This is a genomic window from Bacillus nakamurai, from assembly GCF_001584325.1.
In the GTDB taxonomy this organism is placed as follows: domain Bacteria; phylum Bacillota; class Bacilli; order Bacillales; family Bacillaceae; genus Bacillus; species Bacillus nakamurai.
The window spans coordinates 92,483-116,322 of the sequence record NZ_LSAZ01000004.1 but is presented as its reverse complement, the minus strand read 5'-3'; the positions used below and the strand labels follow the sequence as shown (position 1 = coordinate 116,322).

The 23,840-nt window shown below is 46.3% G+C and carries 22 protein-coding genes and 3 pseudogenes; 17 read left to right on the top strand and 8 right to left on the bottom strand.

Annotation, left to right across the window (positions count from 1 at the left end; all coding sequences use genetic code 11):
• The first annotated feature begins 135 nt into the window (after positions 1-135).
• The 3 genes from AXI59_RS02835 (at position 136) to AXI59_RS02825 (ending at position 3,823) form a co-directional block, all read left to right on the top strand.
• Entirely contained in the window at positions 136-2,025 is a 1,890-nt protein-coding gene (locus AXI59_RS02835; protein WP_061527324.1) for an ABC-F family ATP-binding cassette domain-containing protein, read from the top strand.
• Positions 2,026-2,146: 121 nt separating this feature from the next.
• Complete coding sequence (locus AXI59_RS02830; protein ID WP_061527323.1) at positions 2,147-2,569, top strand: MerR family transcriptional regulator; 423 nt, start codon at positions 2,147-2,149, stop codon at positions 2,567-2,569.
• 63 nt (positions 2,570-2,632) lie between these two features.
• Positions 2,633-3,823: an MFS transporter gene (locus AXI59_RS02825; RefSeq protein WP_061527322.1), complete on the top strand. Its 1,191-nt coding sequence runs from the start codon at positions 2,633-2,635 to the stop codon at positions 3,821-3,823.
• Positions 3,824-3,922: 99 nt separating this feature from the next.
• Here AXI59_RS02825 and AXI59_RS02820 read toward each other — a convergent pair whose 3' ends face one another.
• Positions 3,923-5,479, bottom strand: a complete 1,557-nt coding sequence (locus tag AXI59_RS02820; RefSeq protein WP_061527321.1) for an ABC-F family ATP-binding cassette domain-containing protein — start codon at positions 5,477-5,479, stop codon at positions 3,923-3,925.
• Between the two features lie 168 nt (positions 5,480-5,647).
• On the opposite strand from AXI59_RS02820, the gene AXI59_RS02815 reads away from it, so the two are divergent.
• On the top strand, positions 5,648-6,778 hold the full coding sequence (locus tag AXI59_RS02815) for a DEAD/DEAH box helicase (RefSeq protein WP_061527320.1): 1,131 nt from the start codon (positions 5,648-5,650) through the stop codon (positions 6,776-6,778).
• A 32-nt stretch (positions 6,779-6,810) separates the two neighbouring features.
• On the opposite strand, the pseudogene AXI59_RS02810 reads toward AXI59_RS02815, so the two are convergent.
• Positions 6,811-7,786, bottom strand: a pseudogene (locus AXI59_RS02810) (NADP-dependent oxidoreductase).
• A 135-nt stretch (positions 7,787-7,921) separates the two neighbouring features.
• Between AXI59_RS02810 and AXI59_RS02805 the strand changes: the two are divergent.
• Positions 7,922-8,467 (top strand): GNAT family N-acetyltransferase, encoded by a 546-nt coding sequence (locus AXI59_RS02805; RefSeq protein ID WP_061527346.1) that lies wholly within the window; start codon positions 7,922-7,924, stop codon positions 8,465-8,467.
• A gap of 112 nt (positions 8,468-8,579) precedes the next feature.
• Here AXI59_RS02805 and AXI59_RS02800 read toward each other — a convergent pair whose 3' ends face one another.
• Positions 8,580-8,921, bottom strand: coding sequence for a DUF3212 family protein (locus AXI59_RS02800; RefSeq protein ID WP_061520291.1), 342 nt, complete (start codon positions 8,919-8,921; stop codon positions 8,580-8,582).
• 198 nt (positions 8,922-9,119) lie between these two features.
• On the opposite strand from AXI59_RS02800, the gene AXI59_RS02795 reads away from it, so the two are divergent.
• The 11 genes and pseudogenes from AXI59_RS02795 to nosA all read left to right on the top strand — a co-directional run bounded on the left by AXI59_RS02795 (position 9,120) and on the right by nosA (position 20,979).
• Complete coding sequence (locus AXI59_RS02795) at positions 9,120-9,467, top strand: YflT domain-containing protein (RefSeq protein ID WP_061527319.1); 348 nt, start codon at positions 9,120-9,122, stop codon at positions 9,465-9,467.
• A 296-nt stretch (positions 9,468-9,763) separates the two neighbouring features.
• A pseudogene (locus AXI59_RS02790) lies at positions 9,764-11,030 on the top strand (pectate lyase).
• Positions 11,031-11,154: 124 nt separating this feature from the next.
• Positions 11,155-12,591 (top strand): anion permease, encoded by a 1,437-nt coding sequence (locus AXI59_RS02785; protein WP_061520294.1) that lies wholly within the window; start codon positions 11,155-11,157, stop codon positions 12,589-12,591.
• A 625-nt stretch (positions 12,592-13,216) separates the two neighbouring features.
• Positions 13,217-13,393: a hypothetical protein gene (locus AXI59_RS19935; RefSeq protein WP_167348356.1), complete on the top strand. Its 177-nt coding sequence runs from the start codon at positions 13,217-13,219 to the stop codon at positions 13,391-13,393.
• Between the two features lie 74 nt (positions 13,394-13,467).
• Positions 13,468-13,947, top strand: a complete 480-nt coding sequence (locus tag AXI59_RS19095) for an exosporium glycoprotein BclB-related protein (protein WP_276203555.1) — start codon at positions 13,468-13,470, stop codon at positions 13,945-13,947.
• 247 nt (positions 13,948-14,194) lie between these two features.
• Positions 14,195-15,799 (top strand): sensor histidine kinase, encoded by a 1,605-nt coding sequence (locus tag AXI59_RS02775; protein WP_061527317.1) that lies wholly within the window; start codon positions 14,195-14,197, stop codon positions 15,797-15,799.
• Positions 15,796-16,476 (top strand): response regulator, encoded by a 681-nt coding sequence (locus tag AXI59_RS02770; protein ID WP_061527316.1) that lies wholly within the window; start codon positions 15,796-15,798, stop codon positions 16,474-16,476. Before AXI59_RS02775 ends, AXI59_RS02770 begins: the two co-directional genes overlap by 4 nt.
• Before the next feature lie 12 nt (positions 16,477-16,488).
• On the top strand, positions 16,489-17,451 hold the full coding sequence (locus AXI59_RS02765) for a tripartite tricarboxylate transporter substrate binding protein (RefSeq protein ID WP_061527345.1): 963 nt from the start codon (positions 16,489-16,491) through the stop codon (positions 17,449-17,451).
• A gap of 196 nt (positions 17,452-17,647) precedes the next feature.
• Positions 17,648-18,946: an Mg(2+)/citrate complex secondary transporter CitM gene (locus AXI59_RS02760; protein WP_061527315.1), complete on the top strand. Its 1,299-nt coding sequence runs from the start codon at positions 17,648-17,650 to the stop codon at positions 18,944-18,946.
• A 51-nt stretch (positions 18,947-18,997) separates the two neighbouring features.
• Positions 18,998-19,763, top strand: a pseudogene (locus AXI59_RS02755) (MBL fold metallo-hydrolase).
• Between the two features lie 88 nt (positions 19,764-19,851).
• Positions 19,852-20,979: a nitric oxide synthase gene (gene nosA / locus AXI59_RS02750; protein WP_373688993.1), complete on the top strand. Its 1,128-nt coding sequence runs from the start codon at positions 19,852-19,854 to the stop codon at positions 20,977-20,979.
• Here the strand turns inward: nosA and AXI59_RS02745 are convergent.
• Positions 20,973-21,245, bottom strand: coding sequence for an acylphosphatase (locus AXI59_RS02745; protein ID WP_061520298.1), 273 nt, complete (start codon positions 21,243-21,245; stop codon positions 20,973-20,975). The genes nosA and AXI59_RS02745 overlap by 7 nt on opposite strands.
• A gap of 66 nt (positions 21,246-21,311) precedes the next feature.
• On the opposite strand from AXI59_RS02745, the gene AXI59_RS02740 reads away from it, so the two are divergent.
• On the top strand, positions 21,312-21,974 hold the full coding sequence (locus tag AXI59_RS02740) for an MOSC domain-containing protein (RefSeq protein ID WP_061527314.1): 663 nt from the start codon (positions 21,312-21,314) through the stop codon (positions 21,972-21,974).
• Positions 21,975-22,014: 40 nt separating this feature from the next.
• Here the strand turns inward: AXI59_RS02740 and AXI59_RS19090 are convergent, their stop codons facing one another.
• The 4 genes from AXI59_RS19090 to map all read right to left on the bottom strand — a co-directional run bounded on the left by AXI59_RS19090 (position 22,015) and on the right by map (position 23,684).
• Positions 22,015-22,149 carry a YflJ family protein gene (locus tag AXI59_RS19090; protein WP_064485271.1) on the bottom strand — a complete coding sequence of 45 codons (135 nt, stop codon included), beginning with the start codon at positions 22,147-22,149 and terminating at the stop codon, positions 22,015-22,017.
• Positions 22,150-22,328: 179 nt separating this feature from the next.
• Positions 22,329-22,484, bottom strand: coding sequence for a hypothetical protein (locus AXI59_RS19930; RefSeq protein ID WP_167348355.1), 156 nt, complete (start codon positions 22,482-22,484; stop codon positions 22,329-22,331).
• 82 nt (positions 22,485-22,566) lie between these two features.
• Entirely contained in the window at positions 22,567-22,878 is a 312-nt protein-coding gene (locus tag AXI59_RS02735) for a DUF3243 domain-containing protein (protein WP_061520300.1), read from the bottom strand.
• Positions 22,879-22,934: 56 nt separating this feature from the next.
• Entirely contained in the window at positions 22,935-23,684 is a 750-nt protein-coding gene (gene map / locus AXI59_RS02730; RefSeq protein WP_061527313.1) for a type I methionyl aminopeptidase, read from the bottom strand.
• Positions 23,685-23,840: the final 156 nt, after the last annotated feature.

Below are 23,840 nucleotides of genomic sequence, written 5' to 3'. Positions count from 1 at the left end.
GTATAGAAGGAGACACGCAAACATTCTTCGGACAAAATGATCTTCTTCAAGAAATTTGTCTGTCCTTTTACTAGTTTTATTCCAGCGCCTGATTTAAAATGAACACATGAACTTACGTGAGGATTGATAGGAACCATGAGCATCATAAAAGCGGAAAACCTTTATAAAACATACGGAGATAAGACATTATTCGACCATATCTCCTTTCATATTGAAGAAAATGAAAGAATCGGTTTAATCGGCCCGAACGGAACGGGCAAGTCAACGCTTCTGAAAACCATTGCCGGCCTTGAATCAACCGAAGAAGGCACCATTACGGCATCGGGCAGCGTGCATATTGAATTTTTGCATCAGGACCCGGAGCTTCCGGCCGGACAAACCGTGCTCGAGCACATTTACTCAGGCGATTCTGCGGTCATGAGAACGCTGAGAGAATATGAAAAAGCGCTTCAGGCGCTGAATGAAGAGCCGGAAAATGAAAAACGCCAGAAAAATCTGCTTGATGCGCAAGGCAAGATGGATGCAAACAACGCGTGGGAGGCAAATACGTTAGCCAAAACGGTCTTAACCAAGCTTGGCGTCACAGACTTGATGAAGAATGTCAGCGAGCTGTCCGGAGGCCAGAAAAAGCGGGCTGCTATTGCCAAAAATGTCATTCAGCCTGCTGATCTGCTCATTTTGGACGAACCGACAAACCATTTGGACAATGAAACGATTGAATGGCTGGAAGGGTATTTATCGCAATATCCCGGCGCCGTCATGCTCGTGACGCACGACAGATATTTTTTAAACCGGGTAACGAACAGAATTTATGAGCTTGAGAGAGGAAGCCTTTATACGTATAAAGGAAACTATGAAGTATTTTTGGAAAAACGCGCCGAGCGGGAAGCGCTGGCCGAACAAAAGGAAACAAAGCGCCAAAACCTGCTGCGCCGCGAACTGGCTTGGCTCAGACGAGGCGCAAAGGCGCGCTCGACGAAACAAAAAGCGAGAGTGGACAGAGCGGAGGCGCTTAAGGAGCAAAAAGGGCCCGCCGTATCCGGTTCACTCGACTTTGCAATAGGCTCCCACCGTCTCGGCAAACAGGTGATTGAAGCCGAGAACGTGACGATAACCTATAACGGACAAGCGCTCATCAGCCAATTTAACGAGCTTGTCATACCGGGAGAACGAATCGGCATCATCGGGCCGAACGGCATCGGAAAAACAACGCTCTTAAACAGCCTCGCCGGGCGGATTGAGCCTGACATCGGCCGCATCATCATCGGGCAGACGGTAAGAATCGGCTACTACACCCAAGACCATAGTGAAATGAACGGTGACATGAAAGTCATTGAGTATATAAAAGAAACCGCAGAAATCGTCAAAACGGCCGAAGGCGATATCATCACCGCGGAACAAATGCTCGAACGATTTCTGTTCCCGCGACCGATGCAGCAGACGTATATCAGAAAGCTGTCAGGCGGGGAAAAACGGCGTCTGTACTTGCTGAACGTTTTGATGCAGGAGCCGAATGTGCTGTTTTTAGATGAGCCGACCAATGATCTGGACACAGAGACATTAAGCGTGCTTGAAGATTATATCGGCCAGTTCCCGGGCGTCGTCATTACAGTATCCCATGACCGCTACTTCCTTGACCGCGTCGTCGACCGCCTGATCGTGTTTGAAGGACAAGGCATCATTTCCCGTTTCCAAGGTTCGTACAGCGAATTTATGGAAGAAATGAAAACGAAGAAAACGGCGGAAAAACAGCCCGCTGAAGAGAAAAAAACTGAGGAAGAAACGAAGAAAAAGCGTAAAAAGCTTTCTTACAAGGATCAGATTGAATGGGACGGCATCGAAGACAAGATTGCCGGACTTGAAGAAAAGCATGAGCGTCTGGAAGCGGAAATCGCCGAAGCGGGAAGCGATTTCGGAAAGATTCAAGAACTGATGGCGGAGCAGGCTAAAACGTCTGAAGAACTTGAAGCGGCAATGGAACGCTGGACCGAATTGTCACTGATGATTGAAGAGCTCGAGAATTAAAAGGAGCCGGTATGACCTAAGCCAGGGACATACCGGCATTTTTTTATTCCAAAAGTTTACGTTTACGTTAAGGTTCAAATGGTGTATAATGATAACAGATACGACAAGAGGGGGATTCACCTTGGAATGGATGAAGATTGATCAAGTTGCCAAAAGAAGCGGATTGACAAAACGAACCATTCGTTTTTACGAGGAGATTGGTTTAATTCCTGCTCCTAAACGGACAGAAGGCGGCGTGCGGCTTTACTCTGAAGATGACATGGAGGAGCTTGAAAAAGTCACCAGCACAAAAGAGGTGCTCGGTTTTTCACTTCAGGAGCTTCAGCAGTTTATGGAGATGAGCCGTCAGCTGGAATTAAACAAAGAGGGGTACTTGTTGTCACTGGATCCGAAGGAACGGAAAGAAAAGCTGGAAGAGATTCAGCACGCTTTGAATCACCAGCTCGATATGATTGATGAGAAAATCAGCACATTCCAAAGTTTTAAAGAGCGCCTTCACGGGATGAAAGACAAAGCTGATCGTGCGATTCAATCAATCGAATGATGCTGCTGCAAACGCTATGTGTATAGCGTTTCTTTTAATGGATCAAATTGGAGGTCTGATAAAATGGATAAATCACCAGAAGTCAATCAGAAAACAGGTTTGCTGAGCCAGCCGAAAGCAGTCTGGGCTGTCGCTTTTGCCTGTGTAATTTCGTTTATGGGAATCGGCCTGGTCGATCCGATTCTTCCGGCAATCGCCGCACAGCTGCATGCTTCACCTAGTGAAGTATCTCTGTTATTTACAAGTTATTTGCTCGTCACCGGATTTATGATGTTTTTTTCCGGCGCGATTTCAAGCCGGATCGGTGCGAAATGGACGCTGCTTCTCGGACTTATTTTTATCATTGTGTTTGCGGGGCTTGGCGGAAGCTCAGGCTCGATTGCTCAGCTTGTCGGCTATCGCGGCGGCTGGGGACTGGGGAACGCCCTCTTTATTTCAACCGCGCTTGCCGTCATCGTCGGCGTATCTGTCGGAGGAAGCGCGAACGCCATTATTTTGTATGAGGCGGCGCTTGGACTCGGTATTTCTGTAGGACCTCTGTTAGGCGGCGAATTGGGCAGCATGTCATGGCGCGCTCCGTTTTTCGGCGTTTCCGTCTTAATGTTTATCGCCTTATGCGCGATTTCTTTGATGCTGCCGAAAATCCCTAAGCCGGCTAAGCGCGTCGGTGTGTTTGACGCAATGAAGGCGCTGAAATATAAAGGCCTGCTGACCATGGCGGTATCCGCGTTTTTATACAACTTCGGATTCTTTATTTTACTTGCGTATTCACCATTTGTGCTTGATTTGGATGAACACGGACTCGGTTATGTCTTTTTCGGCTGGGGATTATTGCTTGCCATCACGTCTGTATTTACAGCGCCGGCCTTGCATAAAGCACTCGGCACCGTCCGCTCGCTCGTCGTCTTATTTATCGCTTTTGCTGCGATTTTAATGATAATGGGCATCTGGACGGAGCACATGGTGCTTATCATTACCTGCATTGTCGTCGCCGGCGCGGTGCTCGGTATGGTCAATACGATTATGACTACGGCCGTCATGGGTTCAGCCCCTGTCGAGCGCTCCATCGCATCTTCAGCCTACAGCTCTGTCCGCTTCATCGGCGGAGCGATTGCGCCGTGGATTGCAGGAATGCTGTCAGAACACTTTACAGCCCACACACCGTACCTCGTCGGAGGCGTTGTCGTGCTGGCCGGTATGCTTGTCCTGCTTACGGGACGCAAGCACCTTGCCGGAATAAAAGCCGGACATTAAGAAAAAAAGGAACTTCCGCAGAGCGGGGGTTTCTTTTTTATAAACGGAATAAGCCGCAGTAAAAAACCCGCCCTTTAAGCAGGGCGGGTTTTCATGTGTTTATAGCACTTTCGTCGTCCAAGATTCACAGTTCCACGTTTCCGTCGCGATGTCCATGTAGAAGTCCGGTTCGTGGGAGATGAGCAGAATGGAGCCTTTATATTCTTTCAGTGCGCGTTTCAGCTCTTCTTTCGCATCGACATCCAAGTGGTTTGTCGGTTCGTCAAGCACAAGCAGGTTTGTTTCTGAATTGATCAGCTTGCATAGTCTGACCTTTGCTTTTTCTCCGCCGCTGAGGACAGAGACGCGGCTTTCAATGTGTTTTGTCGTCAATCCGCATTTTGCAAGAGCGGCGCGGATTTCATATTGGGTAAAGGAAGGAAATTCACTCCATACCTCTTCGATGCACGTATTGTTGTTTGTCTCTTTCACTTCCTGCTCGAAATAACCCGTGTATTGATGCTCGCCTCGTTCGACCGTGCCTCCAAGCGGCTGGATTTCCCCGAGCAGGCTCTTTAACAGCGTCGTTTTCCCGATGCCGTTTGCGCCGTACAGGGCGATTTTCTGGCCGCGCTCCATTCTGAGGTTCAGCGGCCGGGAAAGCGGGGCATCGTAGCCGATGACTAATTCCTTCGTTTCAAAAATGAGCTTGCCTGAAGTTCTCGCAGGCTTGAAATGGAATTCGGGCTTCGGTTTTTCCGCCGCCAGCTCAATCATATCCATCTTATCAAGCTTCTTCTGGCGGGACATCGCCATGTTTCTCGTGCTGACGCGCGCTTTGTTGCGGGCGACGAAATCCTTCAGCTCAGCCACTTCCTGCTGCTGTTTTTTGTAGGCGGCTTCAAGTTGCTGTTTTTTCACTTCATATACTTCCATGAACTGATGATAATCCCCGACATAACGGGTCAGCTCCTGATTTTCAACATGATAAATCAGATTGATGACGCTGTTTAAAAACGGAATGTCGTGAGAAATTAAGATAAACGCGTTTTCGTATTCCTGCAAATAGCGTTTCAGCCATTCAATGTGCTGTTCATCAAGGTAGTTGGTCGGTTCATCCAACAGCAGAATTTCCGGTTTTTCCAAAAGAAGCTTGGCGAGAAGCACCTTCGTGCGCTGGCCTCCGCTTAAATCGGTGACGTCACGGTCAAGCCCGACTTCGTGTAAACCCAGGCCCCGGGCGATTTCCTCCACTTTACTGTCGATGACATAAAAGTCGTTATTCGTCAGGGCATCCTGAATGACACCGACTTCTTCAAGCAATTGCTCAAGCTCATCGGGGTCTGCTTCGCCCATTTTGTTGTAAATCTCATTCATTTCCGCTTCCATGGCAAACAAGTAATGGAACGCGTCTTTCAGAACGTCGCGGATCGTTTTGCCCTTTTCAAGCACAGTATGCTGGTCAAGATAGCCGACGCGGACGTTTTTTGACCATTCGACTTTTCCCTCATCAGGCTCAAGTTTTCCGGTAATAATATTCATAAACGTTGATTTTCCTTCGCCGTTTGCGCCGATTAAGCCGACGTGTTCCCTTTTTAAAAGACGGAACGATACATTGTTGAAAAGCGCGCGGTCACCGAAACCGTGGCTTAAATCCTTAACAGATAAAATACTCATTTTTACACCTCTATCGTTATCGAACACGCTGATGTCACGTGTATTTCTCATTTATGATTATAAAGGAGGAAGCCGTTTGTTAAAAGGCTTGGAAGGAAAAAGAAAATTGCGTTTGCAGCGCGCATTTGAGATACTATGGAGTAGATTTTAAGAATTGAGGAGAACGACATGACGCAAACTTGGCCATTTTTACAACATACACAATCATTCATCACCGAAAACTGGGAAGCATCAGGTTTTCAGGAGCCGACCGCCATTCAGGAAAAAGCGGCACAGGTGATCATGGAGGAAAAGGACGTCATCGCCGAGTCCCCGACGGGAACGGGAAAAACTTTGGCGTATACACTTCCGGTTTTGGAACGGATCAATCCGGAGCAAAAGCATCCGCAAGCCGTTATTTTAGCGCCTTCACGCGAGCTTGTCATGCAGATTTTTCAAGTGATTCAAGATTGGAAAAAAGGTTCAGAGCTGCGGGCTTTGTCTTTAATCGGCGGGGCAAACGTGAAGAAGCAGGTGGAAAAGCTCAAAAATAAACCTCACATCATTGTGGGGACACCGGGCAGGGTGTTTGAATTAATCCGGGCGAAAAAGCTGAAAATGCATGAGGTCAAGACGATCGTCCTTGATGAAGCCGACCAGCTCGTCACGCCAGAGCATAGGGAGACGATGAAAAACATCATTAAAACAACGCTGAAGGATCGCCAGCTTTTATGCTTCTCAGCCACGTTAAAACAAGACACAGAAGAGGTGCTCAAAGATATCGCCCATGAACCGGCCGTGCTGAAGGTTGAACGGAATACGGCAGAAAAAGGGCAGGTCAAGCATCAGTATATCGTTTGCGATCAGCGGGATAAGGTCAAGCTTCTGCAAAAGCTGTCACGGCTTAACGGCATGCAGGCGCTCGTGTTTGTCAGAGATATCGGGAATTTAAGCGTGTATGCGGAAAAGCTAACCTATCACCACGTCGATCTCGGCATTTTGCATGGAGAAGCGAAAAAAATGGAGCGGGCCAGCATTTTATCAGCGTTTGAACAGGGTGAATTTCCGTTGCTTTTGGCGACAGACATCGCAGCGCGCGGCCTTGACATTGACGATCTCCCGTATGTCATTCACGCGGACATTCCGAATGAAGACGGGTATATTCACAGATCGGGCCGGACGGGACGAGCGGGCAAAAAAGGAACCGTACTCAGCCTTGTTACGCCGATGGAAGAATCCAAACTGAAAAAAATGGCCAAATCACTCGGAATTGAGCTGAACGAGGCTGTCTATTCAGGCGGAAAGCTATCGGAGAAATAAAAAACGGGGGGCGCACTGCCCTCCGTTTTTTATTATACTTTGATAAGCTGCTTGCCTTTATTTTCTCCTTTAAATAAGCCGAGGAACGCGTCGGGAATATTGCTGAAGCCTTCTGTCACCGTTTCTTCATCATGCAGCTTTCCGTCCTTCAGCCATTCAGCTAATTGCTTTGCGCCTTCAGAAAAGCGGTCTGAGTAATCACTTGCGATAAATCCTTGCATGAGCGCTTTTGATTTAATCAGCTTCGCTTTTGGCATTGTAGGAAGAAATGGCTCCGCAAACCGGGATGCGGGCAAAGTCGTTCAAAAGGTTCATGACCGCATCTGAAATCGGCCCGCCGACATTGTCAAAATATACATCGACCCCGTCAGGACAAGCGTGAGCCAGCGCTTTTTGAATATCCTCCGCGGTTTTATAATTGATGGCTTCATCAAACTGCAGCTCATTTTTTAAATATGAAATTTTTTCATCAGAGCCGGCAATGCCGACGACCTTCGCGCCTTTTATTTTGGCGATCTGCCCGACAGCTGATCCGACGGCTCCGGCAACGCCTGAAACGACAACGGTTTCTCCCTTTTTCGGACGGCCGATGTCCAAAAGGCCGAAGTAAGCGGTTAATCCGGTCAGCCCTAAAATACCGAGATACGCTTGAGCCGGCGCGATGCCGGTGTCAACTTTGCGGAGGGCGGACTCACTGACTGCTGAATACTCCTGCCAAGCAAGAGTTCCTATGACAACATCGCCTTTTTTCAGCTTGGCGCCGTCTGAGATGACCTCTGCAATGACGCCGCCTGTTAAAGCCTCATTTAAGGCAAACGGTTCGACATATGATTTTGTATCCTGCATACGACCGCGCATATACGGATCAACAGAGACATAAAGCGTTTTTACAAGCACTTCGCCGTCTTTCGGTTCAGGGACGGAAATGGTTTCAAAACGGAAATCGTCATGAACGGGAACGCCTTCAGGCCGTCTTGCCAATTGAATTTGCTGTTGGGTTTCTGGCATACTGCATCCTCCTGTCAAAACGTGTATTTACCCCAAATGTAACATGGATCGTTTTCGGAATACAAAAAATAAACCGTCTGGAGACATGAAAAGAAGGGTGATAATTTGTTAATATGTGTAAAAGGTGAAGGTTACATGTTTCCATCATTAGAAACTGAAAGACTGATATTAAGAGAAATAGAAAAAGATGATGCGGAACAGATTTTCGCATGTTTTTCAAATTCAGATGTAACACGCTATTATGGACAAGAACTTTTTGAATCAATTGAGCAAGCTGAAAAATTGGCCGAACTGTTTAAACATCAGTTTAACGAAAAAAGAGGAATACGGTGGGGGATTGGAAGAAAAGATGCTGAAGGAATAATAGGTACAGTTGGTTTTCATGCTTGGGTGCCTAAGCATAGAAGGGCTCAAGCAGGCTATGAGATCCACCCGGAGTATTGGAGGAACGGATATGCTTTTGAAGCGGTGTCGAACGTTCTTTCTTATGGGTTTGAAGTTATGAAATTATGTCGAATAGGCGCTGTTGTATTCCTTGATAATGCTCCCTCTCACAAATTATTAACTAAGATGGGGTTTCAAATGGAAGGTGTCTTAAGGGGATATATGAATCAGAACGGTATGAGCCATGACACGAATGTTTACTCATTACTTAAAGAGAATCATCCATCCCTGCCATAACAGCTGGTTTTTTATTACATAAAAAAGAAGCTTCAGAGAGCTTCCTAATGATTCGTATGCAAAGCTGTCATGGTCATGATCTATCATCAGGCAATGGTTTTAACCGAAAAATTTATAGAAATAATTGATAGACATCGGTGTATTTCTCATGTTCTAAATACGCGTAGGCGTTTGCCTTTGAAGAATCGAGCATATCAAGGGTGATAAAAGGACGGAGCGCGGCCAGATAGGCTGACAGTTTTCCTTGGATTTCATTCGGAAGAACGAATTCGATATCACCAATATTCATAATAATCGAGAAAACAAAGTCAATATTAATATGAAAGGTTTCCTCAGCAAAGTCTGCAAGCTCCTGTACGCCATCAGGACAGAGGGTCTGCCGGCGGAATACCTGTTTCACTAAATCACTCACAACCCAAGCGTTGAATTGCTGTTCCGGTGAAAAATATTGGATAGGGAACCACCTCCTGCTTGATTAGCGCGTGAGAAATTTTATTTTTCTGATAAAAATTGCTTCCTCAACTGTAACATGTCCTGAAGACAAATATCCACTGACAATCTGCCCGTTTTTTAACGGAACTCTCTTTCTCCTGTTTGATTAATGACGGAGCGGGTAAACACCTAATATACAAAACATAAGGGAGGACTTACAATGAAACCGGTAGTAAGAGAATATACAAATGATCAAAAGCTGATGCAGGATGTGAAAGAGCTGCAGCAATTGGGTGTCGCAAAAGAGGATGTATATGTGCTTTCTCACGATGATGACAGAACGGAACGCCTGGCTGACAACACTGACGTCAACACCATCGGCGCTAAAGAAACAGGCATTAAACACGCGGTCGGCAACATGTTTAATAAAAAAGGCGACGAGCTTCGCAATAAAATGCACGAAATCGGCTTTTCAGAAGAGGAAGCGTCTCAATTTGAAAAGCGCCTAGATGAAGGAAAAGTGCTTCTCTTCGTAACGGATAATGAAAAAGTAAAATCATGGGCGTAAGCTGATCCAATCCCAAGGGGTTTTTCTATCCCTTGGGATTTTTTTGCGGTTTCCGCAAAAAACGAAATTTACATTTGGCAAGGTTTGCGGTTGGAAATATGCTGCAATAACATTCATGAAATCGGTTTCAGAAGAGAAAAAGTCTCAATTTGTGGGGATTTTATTGCGGTAACCGCAATAAAATCGAAATTCAATTTCAGTAAGTTTTCGGTGATGATTTCAATGTTATTTGGTACAATTCGATTGCAATAAATTGGAATAAGCTTTTACAAGGAAGCTTGGGGGGAACACAATTCATGAAAAAAATGCTTTTTATGCTGGCGGTTTGTTTATGTATGATTCCTGCGGGTGTCCATGCCGCTGATCCGGACCGGCAGACGTTAGGATCAAATGACGGCTGGGGAGCTTATGCCGGCGGAACAACCGGCGGTGCGAAAGCCTCTTCATCCAATGTGTATACTGTAACAAACAGACAACAGCTTGTTTCTGCATTAGGGGGAAGCGCCAACAGCACGCCGAAAATTATTTACATACAAGGTACAATCAATCTGAATACGGATGATCATAACAAAGCGCTTGGTTTTAACGAATATAAAGATGCGGCTTATGATTTCAATGCCTACCTGAAAGCGTACGATCCGGACAAATGGGGGAAAAAAGCGCCGTCAGGCACTCAGGAAGATGCCAGAAAGCGATCACAAAAAAAACCAGAAGGCAAGAGTCGTGATTGACATTCCTTCAAATACGACCATCATCGGTTCAGGCTCAAATGCCAAGGTGACAGGCGGGAATTTTAATATAAAAAGCGGAGTCGATAATGTCATCATCCGCAACATTGAATTTCAAGACGCTTATGATTATTTTCCGCAATGGGACCCGACTGACGGCGACAGCGGCAACTGGAATTCGGAATATGACAATATCACCATTAACGGTGCCACGCACATCTGGATAGACCATTGTACATTTAATGACGGATCGAATCCCGACAGCGGTTTTCCCCACTATTACGGACGAAAATATCAGCACCATGACGGCCAGACGGATATATCCAACGGGGCGAACTATATTACACTGTCCTATAATAAATATAATGACCATGATAAAGGCTCCGTCATCGGAAATAGTGACAGCAAGACGTCAGATGACGGAAAATTAAAGGTGACCATTCACCATAACTATTACCAGAACATCGTCCAGCGCGCACCGCGGGTCCGATTCGGTCAGGTTCATATTTATAATAATTTTTACGAAGGCAGCAAAAGCGCTGCATATCCCTTCAGCTATGCATGGGGCGTAGGCCATTCGTCAAAAATTCACGCCCAGAATAACGCTTTTGAAGTTCCGGGACTATCTGCCAATAAAACAATCAGCGTCTTCAGCGGCGGAAAAGCGCTTCATGAAGACGGCACCCTTTTGAACGGCGCAGCGATTAACGCGTCAGCCGCCAACGGATTAAGCCAGTTTGTCGGTTGGGCACCGTCACTGCACGGCTCAATCGGTTCAGCTGCAAATGTGAAATCAGATGTTATATCTCAAGCGGGTGCGGGTAAACTAAAATAAGAAACAAGAAACACAAAGGAAAATATTCCTTTTTGTTTTTTAATTAACAAAAACGTTTATTAACTTAGTTAAGTAGTAAAATGGGATAGGGGATGGAAGTTAACAAAATAGGAGGAGACCTGTAATGGCTTCAGAAAAAGACGCAAAAAAACAGCAGGCAGTGAAATTAATTCCTTTACTTATTACTGTTGCTGTGGGATTAATCATTTGGTTTATTCCCGCGCCGTCCGGACTTGAACCTAAAGCATGGCATTTGTTCGCTATTTTTGTCGCAACAATTATCGGCTTTATCTCCAAGCCCTTGCCAATGGGCGCAATTGCTGTTTTTGCATTGGCAGTTACCGCGTTAACGGGAACGTTATCAATCGAAAATACGTTAAGCGGCTTTGGAAACAAAACAATCTGGCTGATTGTCATCGCCTTTTTTATTTCCCGGGGATTTATTAAAACCGGACTGGGCGCCAGAATTTCTTACGTATTCGTACAAAAGTTCGGGAAGAAAACACTCGGGCTTTCTTACTCACTGCTTTTCAGTGATTTAATTTTATCACCTGCCATTCCGAGCAACACGGCACGGGCGGGCGGCATTATTTTTCCTATTATCAGATCATTATCCGAAACATTCGGATCAACACCGGCAAACGGAACAGAACGGAAAATCGGAGCTTTCTTATTAAAAACCGGTTTTCAAGGGAACTTGATCACGTCTGCCATGTTTTTAACGGCAATGGCGGCAAACCCGCTGATCGCAAAGCTGGCCCACGATGTCGCAGGGGTGGACATCACATGGACAAGCTGGGCTATTGCGGCAATTGTACCGGGATTGGTGAGCTTAATTATTACGCCGCTTGTGATTTACAAGCTGTATCCGCCGGAAATTAAAGAAACACCGGATGCGGCCAAAATCGCAACAGAGAAACTGAAAGAAATGGGCCCTTTTAAAAAATCCGAGCTGTCCATGGTCATCGTCTTTTTATTGGTTTTGGTGCTTTGGATTTTCGGAGGAAACTTTAATATCGACGCGACGACAACGGCTTTAATCGGTTTATCCGTATTGCTTTTGTCTCAGGTATTAACTTGGGAGGACATCAAAAAAGAACAAGGCGCATGGGATACGCTGACTTGGTTTGCGGCGCTTGTGATGCTGGCGAATTTCCTGAATGAGCTCGGCATGGTGTCCTGGTTCAGCAATATGATGAAATCTTCCGTTTCCGGTTTCTCATGGATTGTGGCATTTATGATTTTAATCATTGTGTATTATTACACCCACTACTTCTTTGCGAGTGCAACCGCACATATCAGTGCCATGTATGCAGCATTTTTAGCTGTGATCGTGGCGGCAGGCGCTCCGCCGCTTTTGGCAGCGCTCAGCCTGGCGTTTTTCAGCAACCTTTTCGGTTCAACGACGCATTACGGCTCAGGAGCGGCTCCGGTCTTTTTCGGAGCGGGCTATGTATCGCAAAGCAAATGGTGGTCCATCGGATTTATTCTGTCGATCGTCCATATCATCACATGGCTTGTGATCGGCGGTTTATGGTGGAAAGTATTAGGTTTGTGGTAAGAAGAAAAAGGCAGACGCGGTCTGCCTTTTTTTTTTTGAACGAAGAGATTGATGCATTCACAATGTATAAACCGCCTGAGTACCATAAGGTATGAGGTGATTTTATGAGTACGAAACGAAACAATCCGTTCAATGGGCAAAGCTCTCATTATAAATATATGAGTCGTCATGTGAAGAGCAGGTACAAAGAGCATTCGCATAGATATAATGAAAAAAATTCTGATAGCTATTCTCACATAGAAAGTGATAAAACCCCTGTCTCTGCAGAAAAGTATCCTGCACTTTGCTCTCCTAATTGTGTATAAGGACCTCCGGGGAAGAGAAACAACAGCAACAGCTCTCAATATCGATTTTAACAGCATTCATTTTCCGACAAGCTTATGAAAATAGCAGACTGATATTTTGAAGGTGAAAGGCCTGACTTATGCATGGTTAGGTCTTTTTTTCTTTAAATGCTGTGCAGCATGCAACCTTAAGACCAGTTAAAAATTCAAACATTGGAATAGGGATTTTGCCACACCATTTTTCTTTGTGAAAAAATTATGCAAGAAGAGGTGGTTAATAAGAAAAGGAGACAGTTGGTATAACAGACACGATTCTTGGGATTGCGACTGCCGGCATTGTAATGATTGTTGCTATCATTCTCAAAATGAAAGAAGAAATCAAAGGTGCAGTTACCGTAATCGAGCACATTGCTGTGAAGGATGCTGTTGCGGAAACTCTTGCAGTCATGAAAGATGGTGTCCGTGCTGTCATCCACATCATTATCATGCAAGAGGAGCCACGGGATCCACTGGTGTAACCGGAACAACCGGAGCCACGGGAGCCACCGGATCAGGGGCAATCATCCCGTATGCATCGGGCCTTCCTACCGCCTTGACAACCATTGCCGGCGGATTAATCGGGACTGTCAGTCTTGTCGGTTTCGGAAACTCCGTAACAGGGGTTTCTGTCGGAGGGGGAGGTGCAATCGACCTTACCGGAGCCGGAGGGACGCTTCTTAACTTTGCGTTTTCAGCTCCGAGGAGCGGAACGATTACCTCAATCGCCGGATATTTCAGTACCACCGCAGCTTTATCACTAGTCGGTTCGACGGTCACAATAACGGCACAATTATATAGTTCCACTGTTCCGAACAATACGTTCACACCCATTCCCGGAGCGGCCGTCACCTTATCTCCTCCTCTCACCGGTATATTATCTATAGGCACCATCAGCAACGGAATCACGACAGGATTAAATATATCGGTAACACCGCAAACCCGGTTGTTAATGGTGTTTTCAGCAACTGCGACAGGTCTTTCTCTTATTAACACAGTAGCAGGATACGCAAGTGCCGGGGTTACGATTACTTGAGTGAGGATGTCCATCTTCATAGAAATTCTTCTTAAGACTGACTTTGTTCAGTCTTTTTTGATGGGTACATATTGATATCAGCCTAGGTGATTCCAGTTGAAATAATCAGTTTTATTCCTAAAGTAAAAATATACCTTTCAACACTCTTTTGAAAAATCACAAGAGAAAAAGATCACGAAGATTCTTAAAAATGAGAAAAAACGTTTAAAAAATGGTATCATTTTAGGAAGAAAGGACGGCTGGTGCTGTGATAGAAGAGAAGCGGTTTTATGTCTCTCTGCAAATGAAAATCGCCGGTTTAATCGCGGCTTTATTAATACTTGTTATCGGTACTCTTACTGTCATTTTTGCCTTTCAGCAATTAAACGAGGGCCAAAAACAGGCTGAACAGCTGGCGGTACAAACGGCCAAAACCATTTCATACATGCCGCCTGTAAAAGAGGCCTTTCAGCTTGCGGATAAAAATGCTTTTCAAAAATTAGACGTAATAGAACAAATGAAAGAGCAGGCAGGCGCGCATGCCGTCTATATCACTGATCAAAAGGGAAACATTACATTTCATTCGGCCCGCAGCAGCATTCCTGACGGGAATGAAAAGCTGCAAAATAAAACCGTCATGTTCGGCGGATCACCCGTATCAGACGGGATGAAGGCTGTGAGGGGAAGCGCGCCGGTTATTTTGGAAGAACAGGATCATAACGAAGTCGTCGGAACGGTAACGGTCGAATTTTTACAAGATGAAATTGAAAAAGGAATCAAGGAGCATCTTTGGAACTTAAGCTATTTTGCATGTTTGGTGCTCCTCATCGGAATCGGGGGAGCGGCTGCGCTCGCAAAAAGTATCCGCAAAGATACACTCGGCCTTGAACCGCATGAAATTGCATCGCTGTACAGAGAGCGTAATGCGATGCTTCTTGCCATAAAAGAAGGCATTATCGCCGTAAACAAAGACGGGGCGGTAACGATGATGAATTTATCGGCCGCCGGCATGCTGGATCTTCCCATGCCGCTGATCGGCCGTCATATAGAAGAGATCATGCCTGACGCAAAGCTGTTGCCGGTTTTGGCCGGGGGAGAAGCGGCTCCGAATCAGGAGGTGCGTGTCGGTGATAAAGTATTGATATTGAACATCAAAGAAATGAGACAGGCCGGACAAGATTATGGGGCGGTCATAAGCTTCCGTGAAAAAACAGAGCTGAAGAAACTGATCGGCAAGCTGACTGAGATGAAAAAATACTCAGAGGATCTGCGTGCGCAAACGCATGAATTTTCGAATAAGCTTTATGCCATACTTGGTCTGCTGGAGCTTGGGGAATACGAAGAAGCCATTGAGCTGATCAAGGAAGAGTACGCCATTCAAAATGAGCAGCATGAAATCCTGTTTCAAAACATTCATTCACAGCGGGTCCAAGCCATATTATTAGGAAAAATGGGAAAGGCCTCTGAGAAAAAAGTTCAGCTGTCCATTGATGAAAACAGCTTTTTGGAATCGCTGCCAAAGCATGTAGGCTCTTCCCAGCTCATTACCATCATCGGAAATGTAATCGATAACGCATTCGAAGCCGTCGCTGATAAAAAGGTGAGAAAGGTCTCCTTTTTCATTACCGATATCGGCAGGGATATCGTCATAGAAGTATCCGACTCAGGTGACGGCGTGCCGCAGGATAAAATACAAACCATTTTTCAAAAAGGGTACTCTTCAAAGGGGACGAAGAGGGGTTACGGTTTAGCCAACCTGAAGGAAGCCGTTAATGAATTGCAAGGATGGATTGAAATTTCGAATCAAAAAAGCGGCGGTGCAGTATTTACAGTGTTTATACCGAAAGAAAGGCACAAGGGGGAATCCATGTGATTAACATCGCGATTGCGGAGGACGACTTTCGAATAGCGCAAATCCATGAAAAATTTATCGAACATCTCGATGGATTCAGTGTTATCGGAAAAGCCGTAAACGCCAAAGACACTATGTCGTTACTTGAGAAACAGCAGCCGGATCTGCTGCTTTTGGACATTTATATGCCTGACGAGCTGGGCACCGCTTTGCTTCCGCTGATCCGCCGCCGGTTTCCTGCCGTTGATATTATCGTGGTAACCGCGGCGACCGAAACCCGGCTGCTGCAAGAAGCACTCAGATCTGGCATTTCTCATTATTTGATTAAACCGGTCTCGGCACATAAATTTACACAAGTGCTCCTGCAATATCGTGAGAAAAGAAAATGGCTTCTCTCGCAAACGGAGCTGAGCCAGTCCGTTGTTGATCTGTATTTCGGGAGTGACGCAAAAGAACAAAAGCAGCTCCATGATCTGCCCACAGGGATTAATTCGATCACACTTCAGAAAATAAAAGAAGCGCTCCGCACGGCTCAAAAAGGGATGACGGCCGAAGAGCTGGGCGAAAAAATGGGGGCGTCCCGGACAACGGCGCGGCGTTACGCCGAGTTCCTCGTTTCCCAAGAAGAAGCGCTCGCGGAATTGGAGTACGGCATTATCGGCAGGCCGGAACGGAAGTATTATTTAGCAAATGAGTAAGGGATGGGAGAAATGAAGCGGTTGGGATTGCTTCTCATCATGATAATGGCGCTGGTCTCTTTTGACGGACGAAAAACCGCAAGCATCCATTTAGCCGACGGGCCGATTGAGATTGTCGTTCCGGCTGATCCCCAAGGGGGATGGGACGCAACGGCAAAAGCCGTGCAATCGGTAATCGAGCACGAAGATATGTTAGGCCGGCCGGTAAGGATCGTCTACAAGCCGGGCGGGGGCGGCGACATCGGCTGGAAGTATGTAAACGAACGAAAAACCAATATTGTCAGTATGAACTCAAGCCTGCTTTTGAGCAATGAAATTCTGGGACAGAGCCGGCTGAAGGCCGCCGATTTTACACCATTAGCAATTATTGCAAAGGAATGGCAGACTGTCGCGCTTCCGAAAGATTCAAAGTTCAAAAGCGGAAAACAGCTGCTGGATGAAATTAAGAAACATCCCGGCGCCGTAAGAATCGGCTTTGCGCCGGGGCTTGGAAATGATGATCAGCTTTCCTTTGCCAGAGCCGCAGAAATGGCTGGCATTTCTGCGTTTGATATCCGCTTTTTTCAATACGGAAGCAGTAAAGATGTCATTAAAGCGCTCATCAGGCACGACATAGATGCCGCTTCAATGACGATCTCAGAAGCAAGAGACTCCTCTAAAAAAGGCGATATCACGTTAGCTGCCGTCACATCTGACAAAAGGCTCTCCGGCTTTAGCGATATTCCGACATGGAAAGAACAGGGGGTGCCGTTTGTCTTCGCACACTGGCGAGGCATCATGGGGCCGAAAGGGATGACAGAAGGTGAAATAGCCTATTGGGATCAGGCTTTTAAAAAGGTTGCCTCATCGGCAGAGTGGAAGCAAAGGATGAAAAGGGAGGATTGGGAAAGCTTTTATAAAAACAGCAGCGAAGCAAAACATTTTTTAGAGGAGCAAACGGAGTTTTATAAAGAAATGATGAGCAGTGAAAAATGAGCATTCGCATTGCAAGCGGAATGCTTTTTTCATTTGGGAATGAACAAAAAGAACAAAAAGGTTATAAAAAATTAAAAATCTTTAAAACCCAAAATATTTACTTCAATATCTAAATTTCATAAGATGACAAAAAGGCAGGATAAAGGGGAATCGGGCCTTTGGAATGTAAGCGTATTCATAATAAGGGGGATATACTGTGTTAGCAATCTTAGGCTTTCTTATGATGGTTGTCTTTATGGTCCTGATCATGACAAAACGGCTCTCGGTTTTAACGGCGCTTGTATTGACACCGATCATCTTTGCATTAATCGCCGGATTTTCATTTCATCGTGTCGGCGAGATGATGATCTCAGGTATTGAACAGGTTGCGCCGATTGCAGTCATGATTATGTTTGCAATTCTTTATTTCGGCATTATGATTGATACCGGTTTATTTGATCCGATGGTTGCCCGTATTTTAAAGCTTGTTAAAGGCGATCCGTTAAAAATTGTTGTCGGGACCGCCGTGCTGACAATGCTTGTCGCGCTCGACGGCGACGGCTCAACGACGTATATGATCACCACAAGCGCAATGCTGCCTCTATACTTAATGCTCGGAATCCGTCCGATCATTTTAGCGGGAATCGCCGGCGTCGGCATGGGGATCATGAATACGATTCCATGGGGCGGAGCGACGCCGCGCGCGGCGAGTGCGCTTGGGGTGGACCCGGCTGAGCTGACAGGGCCGATGCTTCCGGTCATTGCCAGCGGCATAATATGCATGATCGCGGTTGCTTATGTGCTTGGAAGGGCTGAACGGAAACGCCTTGGGGTCATTGAACTGAAGAAGCCGTCGCATACAAATGAAACCGCAGCGGCAGTGGAGGGTGAATGGAAGCGGCCGAAATTATGGTGGTTCAATTTATTGTTAACGCTTTCTTTAGTCGGGTTTTTAGTTTCCGGAAAAGTAAATTTGACGGTGCTCTTTTTGATTGCATTTTGTGTCGCGCTGATTGTGAATTATCCGAAGCTTACTGATCAAAGGGAACGCATATCAGCCCATTCCAGCAATGTGCTGGCGATCGGTTCCATGATTTTTGCGGCAGGTGTGTTTACCGGAATTTTAACGGGAACAAAGATGGTTGATGAAATGGCCATTTCACTCGTATCGCTCATTCCGGAGCAAATGGGCGGATTTATTCCGGCGATTGTGGCCTTAACGAGCGGCATCTTCACCTTTCTGATGCCGAATGACGCGTATTTTTACGGCGTGCTTCCCATTTTGTCAGAAACAGCCGTGGCATACGGTGTAGACAAGGTGGAGATTGCGAGGGCTTCTATTATCGGCCAGCCGATTCATATGCTCAGTCCGCTCGTGCCGTCTACGCATTTATTATGCGGGCTTGTCGGGGTATCCATTGACGAGCATCAGAAATTTGCGATGAAATGGGCGGTTCTCGCCGTAATTGTGATGACGGCGTGTGCGCTTATCATCGGTTCGATCACGATTTTTTAACATAAAACAAGCGGTTCGTCACACACTAAAGGCATCATAGGAGGTGCCATGATGAGTGATCCGTTTATGCCGCTCTTTTCGGCCAGAAGCGGCGCCGGTTTTCAAGCCGCAGAAGGTGTTCACGGGCTGACCGTGCAAATTGCGAATGTCTATTTTATTCAAAACCCCGCTGCTCCCAATGAAGTGATCTTGGTTGACGCGGGAATGCCGCAATCTGCGGATATGATAACAAAAGAAGCAAAACGGCTGTTCGGCAGCGATTATCAGCTGAAAGCCATCATTCTGACACACGGCCATTTTGACCATGTCGGGGCTATGGAAGAGCTGCTGAAGCTTTGGGATGTGCCGGTGTACATTCATGAGAAGGAGCGGCCTTATGTCACGGGGAAAGCGGATTATCCGCCTGCCAAGCCGGACGCTAAAAAGGGACTTGTCGCAAAGCTGTCGCCGCTTTTTCCGCGCCATGCGATTCAGATCCAAATGTTCAAACGCTGTCCCCAGACGGATCTGTCCCGTTTCTGAAAGAGTGGAAATGGGTGTATACCCCCGGCCATATTTCGTTATTTCGAGAGAAGGACCGTGTCCTGCTTGCCGGCGATGCCGTGATCACAGTCGAACAGGAATCGCTTGCAGACGTTGTCACTACGGGCCTCCAGCCTACTTCACCATAGATACGAAGACGGCGGCAGCTTCTATTCAGAAGCTGGCGGAGCTCAAGCCGGAAGCGCTCCTTACAGGGCACGGCATACCGATGACGGGAAAAAACTACCGTGAGGAATTGCTTACATTAGCAAAAAATCTTGCATCTGTTTTGTAAAACCACCTGCGTTTATCACAGGTGTTTTTCTAATATCTTTCCAGTATGATACAAAAAAACCATTGTGTTCACTCCTAAAAACGGTACAATGAAAAGCAGATGTCAATTGAAGGAGAGAGTTTTTTTGAAACATACGGAATTACTCTGGAATGAGGCAAAGGCGTTTATAGACGTTTGCTATCAGGAGCTGGGAATAGAATCGCAGATTAATACGCGCCTTCACGCGGTTAAAGATGAAATAGTACGGACGGGAAGTTATGTTCATACGCCGGAAGAACTTGCACACGGGGCAAAAATGGCATGGCGGAACAGCAACCGCTGTATCGGACGTTTGTTTTGGCAATCGCTGAATGTTATTGACAAACGCGGCGTGAAGACGAAAGAAGAGGTGCGTGACGCCTTATTCGAACACATTGAAACCGCCACAAACGGCGGGAAAATAAAACCGACGATTACTATTTTTCCCCCTGAACGCCATGGCGAAAAACAGGTTGAAATTTGGAATCATCAGCTGATCCGCTATGCGGGGTACGAGACGGAAGAGGGGAGAATCGGCGACCCTGCTTCGGCCGTGCTGACTGCTGTTTGTGAAAAGCTCGGCTGGCGCGGAAAACGGACTGATTTTGACATTTTGCCGCTGATTTTCCGGATGAAAGGGGACGAGCAGCCTGTTTGGTATGAGCTGCCTCAGTCACTCGTGAAAGAAGTGCCGATCACACATCCGGAAATCGAAGCCATCGCTGATCTGAATTTAAAGTGGTACGGCGTGCCGATCATCGCTGATATGAAGCTGGAAATCGGCGGATTGGTTTACAACGCTGCGCCTTTTAACGGCTGGTACATGGGAACCGAAATCGGCGCGCGGAATCTCGCCGATGAAAAACGATACGATATGCTGAAAAAAATCGCTTCAGTTATAGGGATTTCATCAGACTTGAATACCGATCTGTGGAAGGATCAGGCTCTTGTGGAGCTGAACAAGGCGGTGCTGTATTCATATAAGAAGCACGGAGTCAGTATCGTGGATCATCATACGGCGGCAAATCAATTTAAGCGTTTTGAAGAACAGGAGGAAGACGCGGGCAGAAAACTGACGGGAGACTGGACCTGGCTGATTCCGCCGATCTCGCCGGCCTCCACCCACATCTTCCACAAATCATATGACAATACGATTGTGAAACCGAATTATTTTTATCAGGATAAACCTTATCAGTAACTGATGGTAAAGGTGCGGTATCCTTCGAGGCTGCGTGATTCTGTGACCGTTACGTTTGTGACGTTAGAGAAGGGGCTCCCTTTTCTGACTGCCTTGACAAAGGTTTTTAACGATTCTTCAGGACCTTCAGCCAATATTTCGACACGTCCGTCATCGAGGTTTTTGACCCAGCCGGCTAACTTTTGTTTGTCAGCTTCCATCTGTACGAAATATCGAAAACCTACGCCCTGAACCCGGCCGTCTGCAATCATACGATATTGAAGCATGGAAAAACCACCTTTTTCTTACTATGATAAAGAAAGCTTTTTATTTTCGCAAAGGATGTGAATGAGATGCGGCCTGTTTCTTACTCTGTATTATCTATCAATCTCGGAAAACCCGAGCTTCATGAATTCGCCGGCAAACAAGTCGAATCCGGCATCGTCAAGCGTCCAGCGGCCTCGCCCGTGATGCTGTTGAAAACGCATTTTGAAGGGGACGGACAAGCTGATCTGAAGCATCACGGCGGTCCTGATAAAGCGGTTTGTGTGTATCCGGCCGAGCATTACCCCTATTGGGAAAACGCCTTGGGGAGAAAACTCCCGGCTGCCGCATTTGGCGAGAATGTAACGGTAAAAGGGCTGCCAGAGCAAGACGTGTGGATCGGTGATGTGTTTCAGCTGGGCGAAGCGGTTGTCCAAGTGAGCCAGCCGCGCCAGCCTTGTGTCAAGCTCGCGCTGAAATATGAAATAAAGGACATGGTGCTCCAAGTCCAGAAAACGGGCTTTACCGGCTTTTATTTCAGAGTGCTTGAAGAAGGGCGCGTCGATCCCCGTCCTGAGCTGAAACGGTTGTCCAGGGGGAAAGAAGGCATTTCCGTTTGGTATGCGAACGAAGTGAACTATCGTGGTAAACATAATCTGTCTGCGATCGAAGAGATATTAAGGGAAGAGGCACTGTCAGAAAGCTGGAGGGCATCTTTTCTGAAAAAAAGGGACAGGCTGCTCGAAGTATAAATGAAAAAAGCCGTGCTGTTAAAAGCACGGCTTACACACGTTATGATTGTTTTTTCGTTTCGAGCAGAGTGGCAAGAAAATAGGTTTTAAAGCTTTGAAGCTTTCTTCCTTCATAGTGGGTAATCCCTTTTTTCTTTAATTCTGCTACATACCAGCCTTTACTGCCATAATGCATGTCAGAAAACTCCTTTCCCCGCTCTCCCGTACAGGAGAGTTTCTTCAGTTTTTGCCAAACTTTTGGCATTGTAACATCTATAAAAAGACGCTGAAAACGGATGAAGCAAAAACTGAGACTTTCGATTCAGAGATGGTAAGCTTTCTTACATATATATGTGAAGGGCTGTCTTTTCATGCTTAATGGCCGGTTAATTTTAACAGCACCGTACCGAGAGTCATAATGCCGAAAACGACGCCGAAATAAATCAGCAGCCCCTTCTTTTTTTTAACCCCGTAAACGGTCAGAATGATGCTTTCGATAAAGAAAATCAATCCGAAGATAATAAACCACATGTTGAGAAATGGCTCCTTTCGCAGACATATATCCAGTGTAGCACATCTCTTGTCAAGGAGCATAAAAAGCCGGACACTGTCATCAGTGCCCGGCAAGTTTGACTAAAAGCTGCGCTAAATGCTGTTTTTCGTTTTCATCCGCAATCCGCCACAGCTCCTGTAATAGCTTTTCTTCCGCATTATGGGGCTCCTCGTGCTTTGCGAGATAGTCCCCGAGGATGGCGGCGCTTTTTGTGATTTTACTGTCATCTAAGCCTAATTTTTTGCCGACAGAAATTTTCTGGTGCAAGTATGCCTTGAACTCCTCGAAATCCTCTAATATCTGCTGTTTCGTCACGCCGTGCATGGCGTGTATCTCGTTTTCAATTTGGATTTTTTCTTTGTCTTTTTTCATGCGTCTCCCTCCTTCGGGTTAGTTGTTGTATACCTGTTTCGGAGGGAGATCAAACATTATAGCGCTGTTAAAATGATCGGTTTGTCTTTTGTAATCACGATTGTATGCTCCACTTGGGCGACAAGGCTTTTATCCGGCGTTTTATAGGTCCAGCCGTCTCCCGCTTCCACAATCGTTTCGGCCTTTGTTGAGATAAACGGCTCAAGCGCGATGACTGTGCCGTTTTTGAACAGCGCGTTATCAAACGGATCATAGTAATTCATAATGTGGTTCGGCGCTTCATGCAGGCTTCTGCCGATGCCGTGGCCCGTCAGCGTTTTGATGACCGTAAAGCCGTTAGAGCGCGCTTCATGATAGACGGCTCTGCCGATTTGGTTTTGCCGCTTGCCGGCTTTCGCCTGTTCAAGCCCTTTTTCAAACGCAGAAGCTGCGCAATTGCAGAGCTTTTGCAGGAGTTCGTCACCTTCGCCAAGCACAAACGAAATACCCGTATCAGAGTAAAAACCGGCGAACTCCGCTGAAATATCAATATTAACGAGATCTCCCGCTTTTAATATTTTGGAGGCGCTCGGAATGCCGTGCGCCACCTCATCATTTACGCTGATGCACGTGACGCCGGGAAAGTCGTACTCCTTCTCCGGAGCGGAAGCGGCACCGTGCTCGTCAAGCACCGCCTTTCCAATCAGGTCAAGGTCTTTTGTGCTCATGCCGGGCTCCGCTTTTTTCTTCATTTCTTCGCGTGCCAGCGCCACGATTCTGCCGATTTTTTTTAGGCCTTCTAATTCTTGATCGTTTGTTACAATCATTGTCATTCCCGCTTTCTATTTTTAATCATCTGATTCAAGCTTACCACAACTGCTTTATAAATAGAAAACCAACAAGACTTGTCACAAAAAGATAAGGAAAATTGGTATAGATAACTAGTTATCTTATATGGTATATTTGAGAAAAAAGAAGGGGGA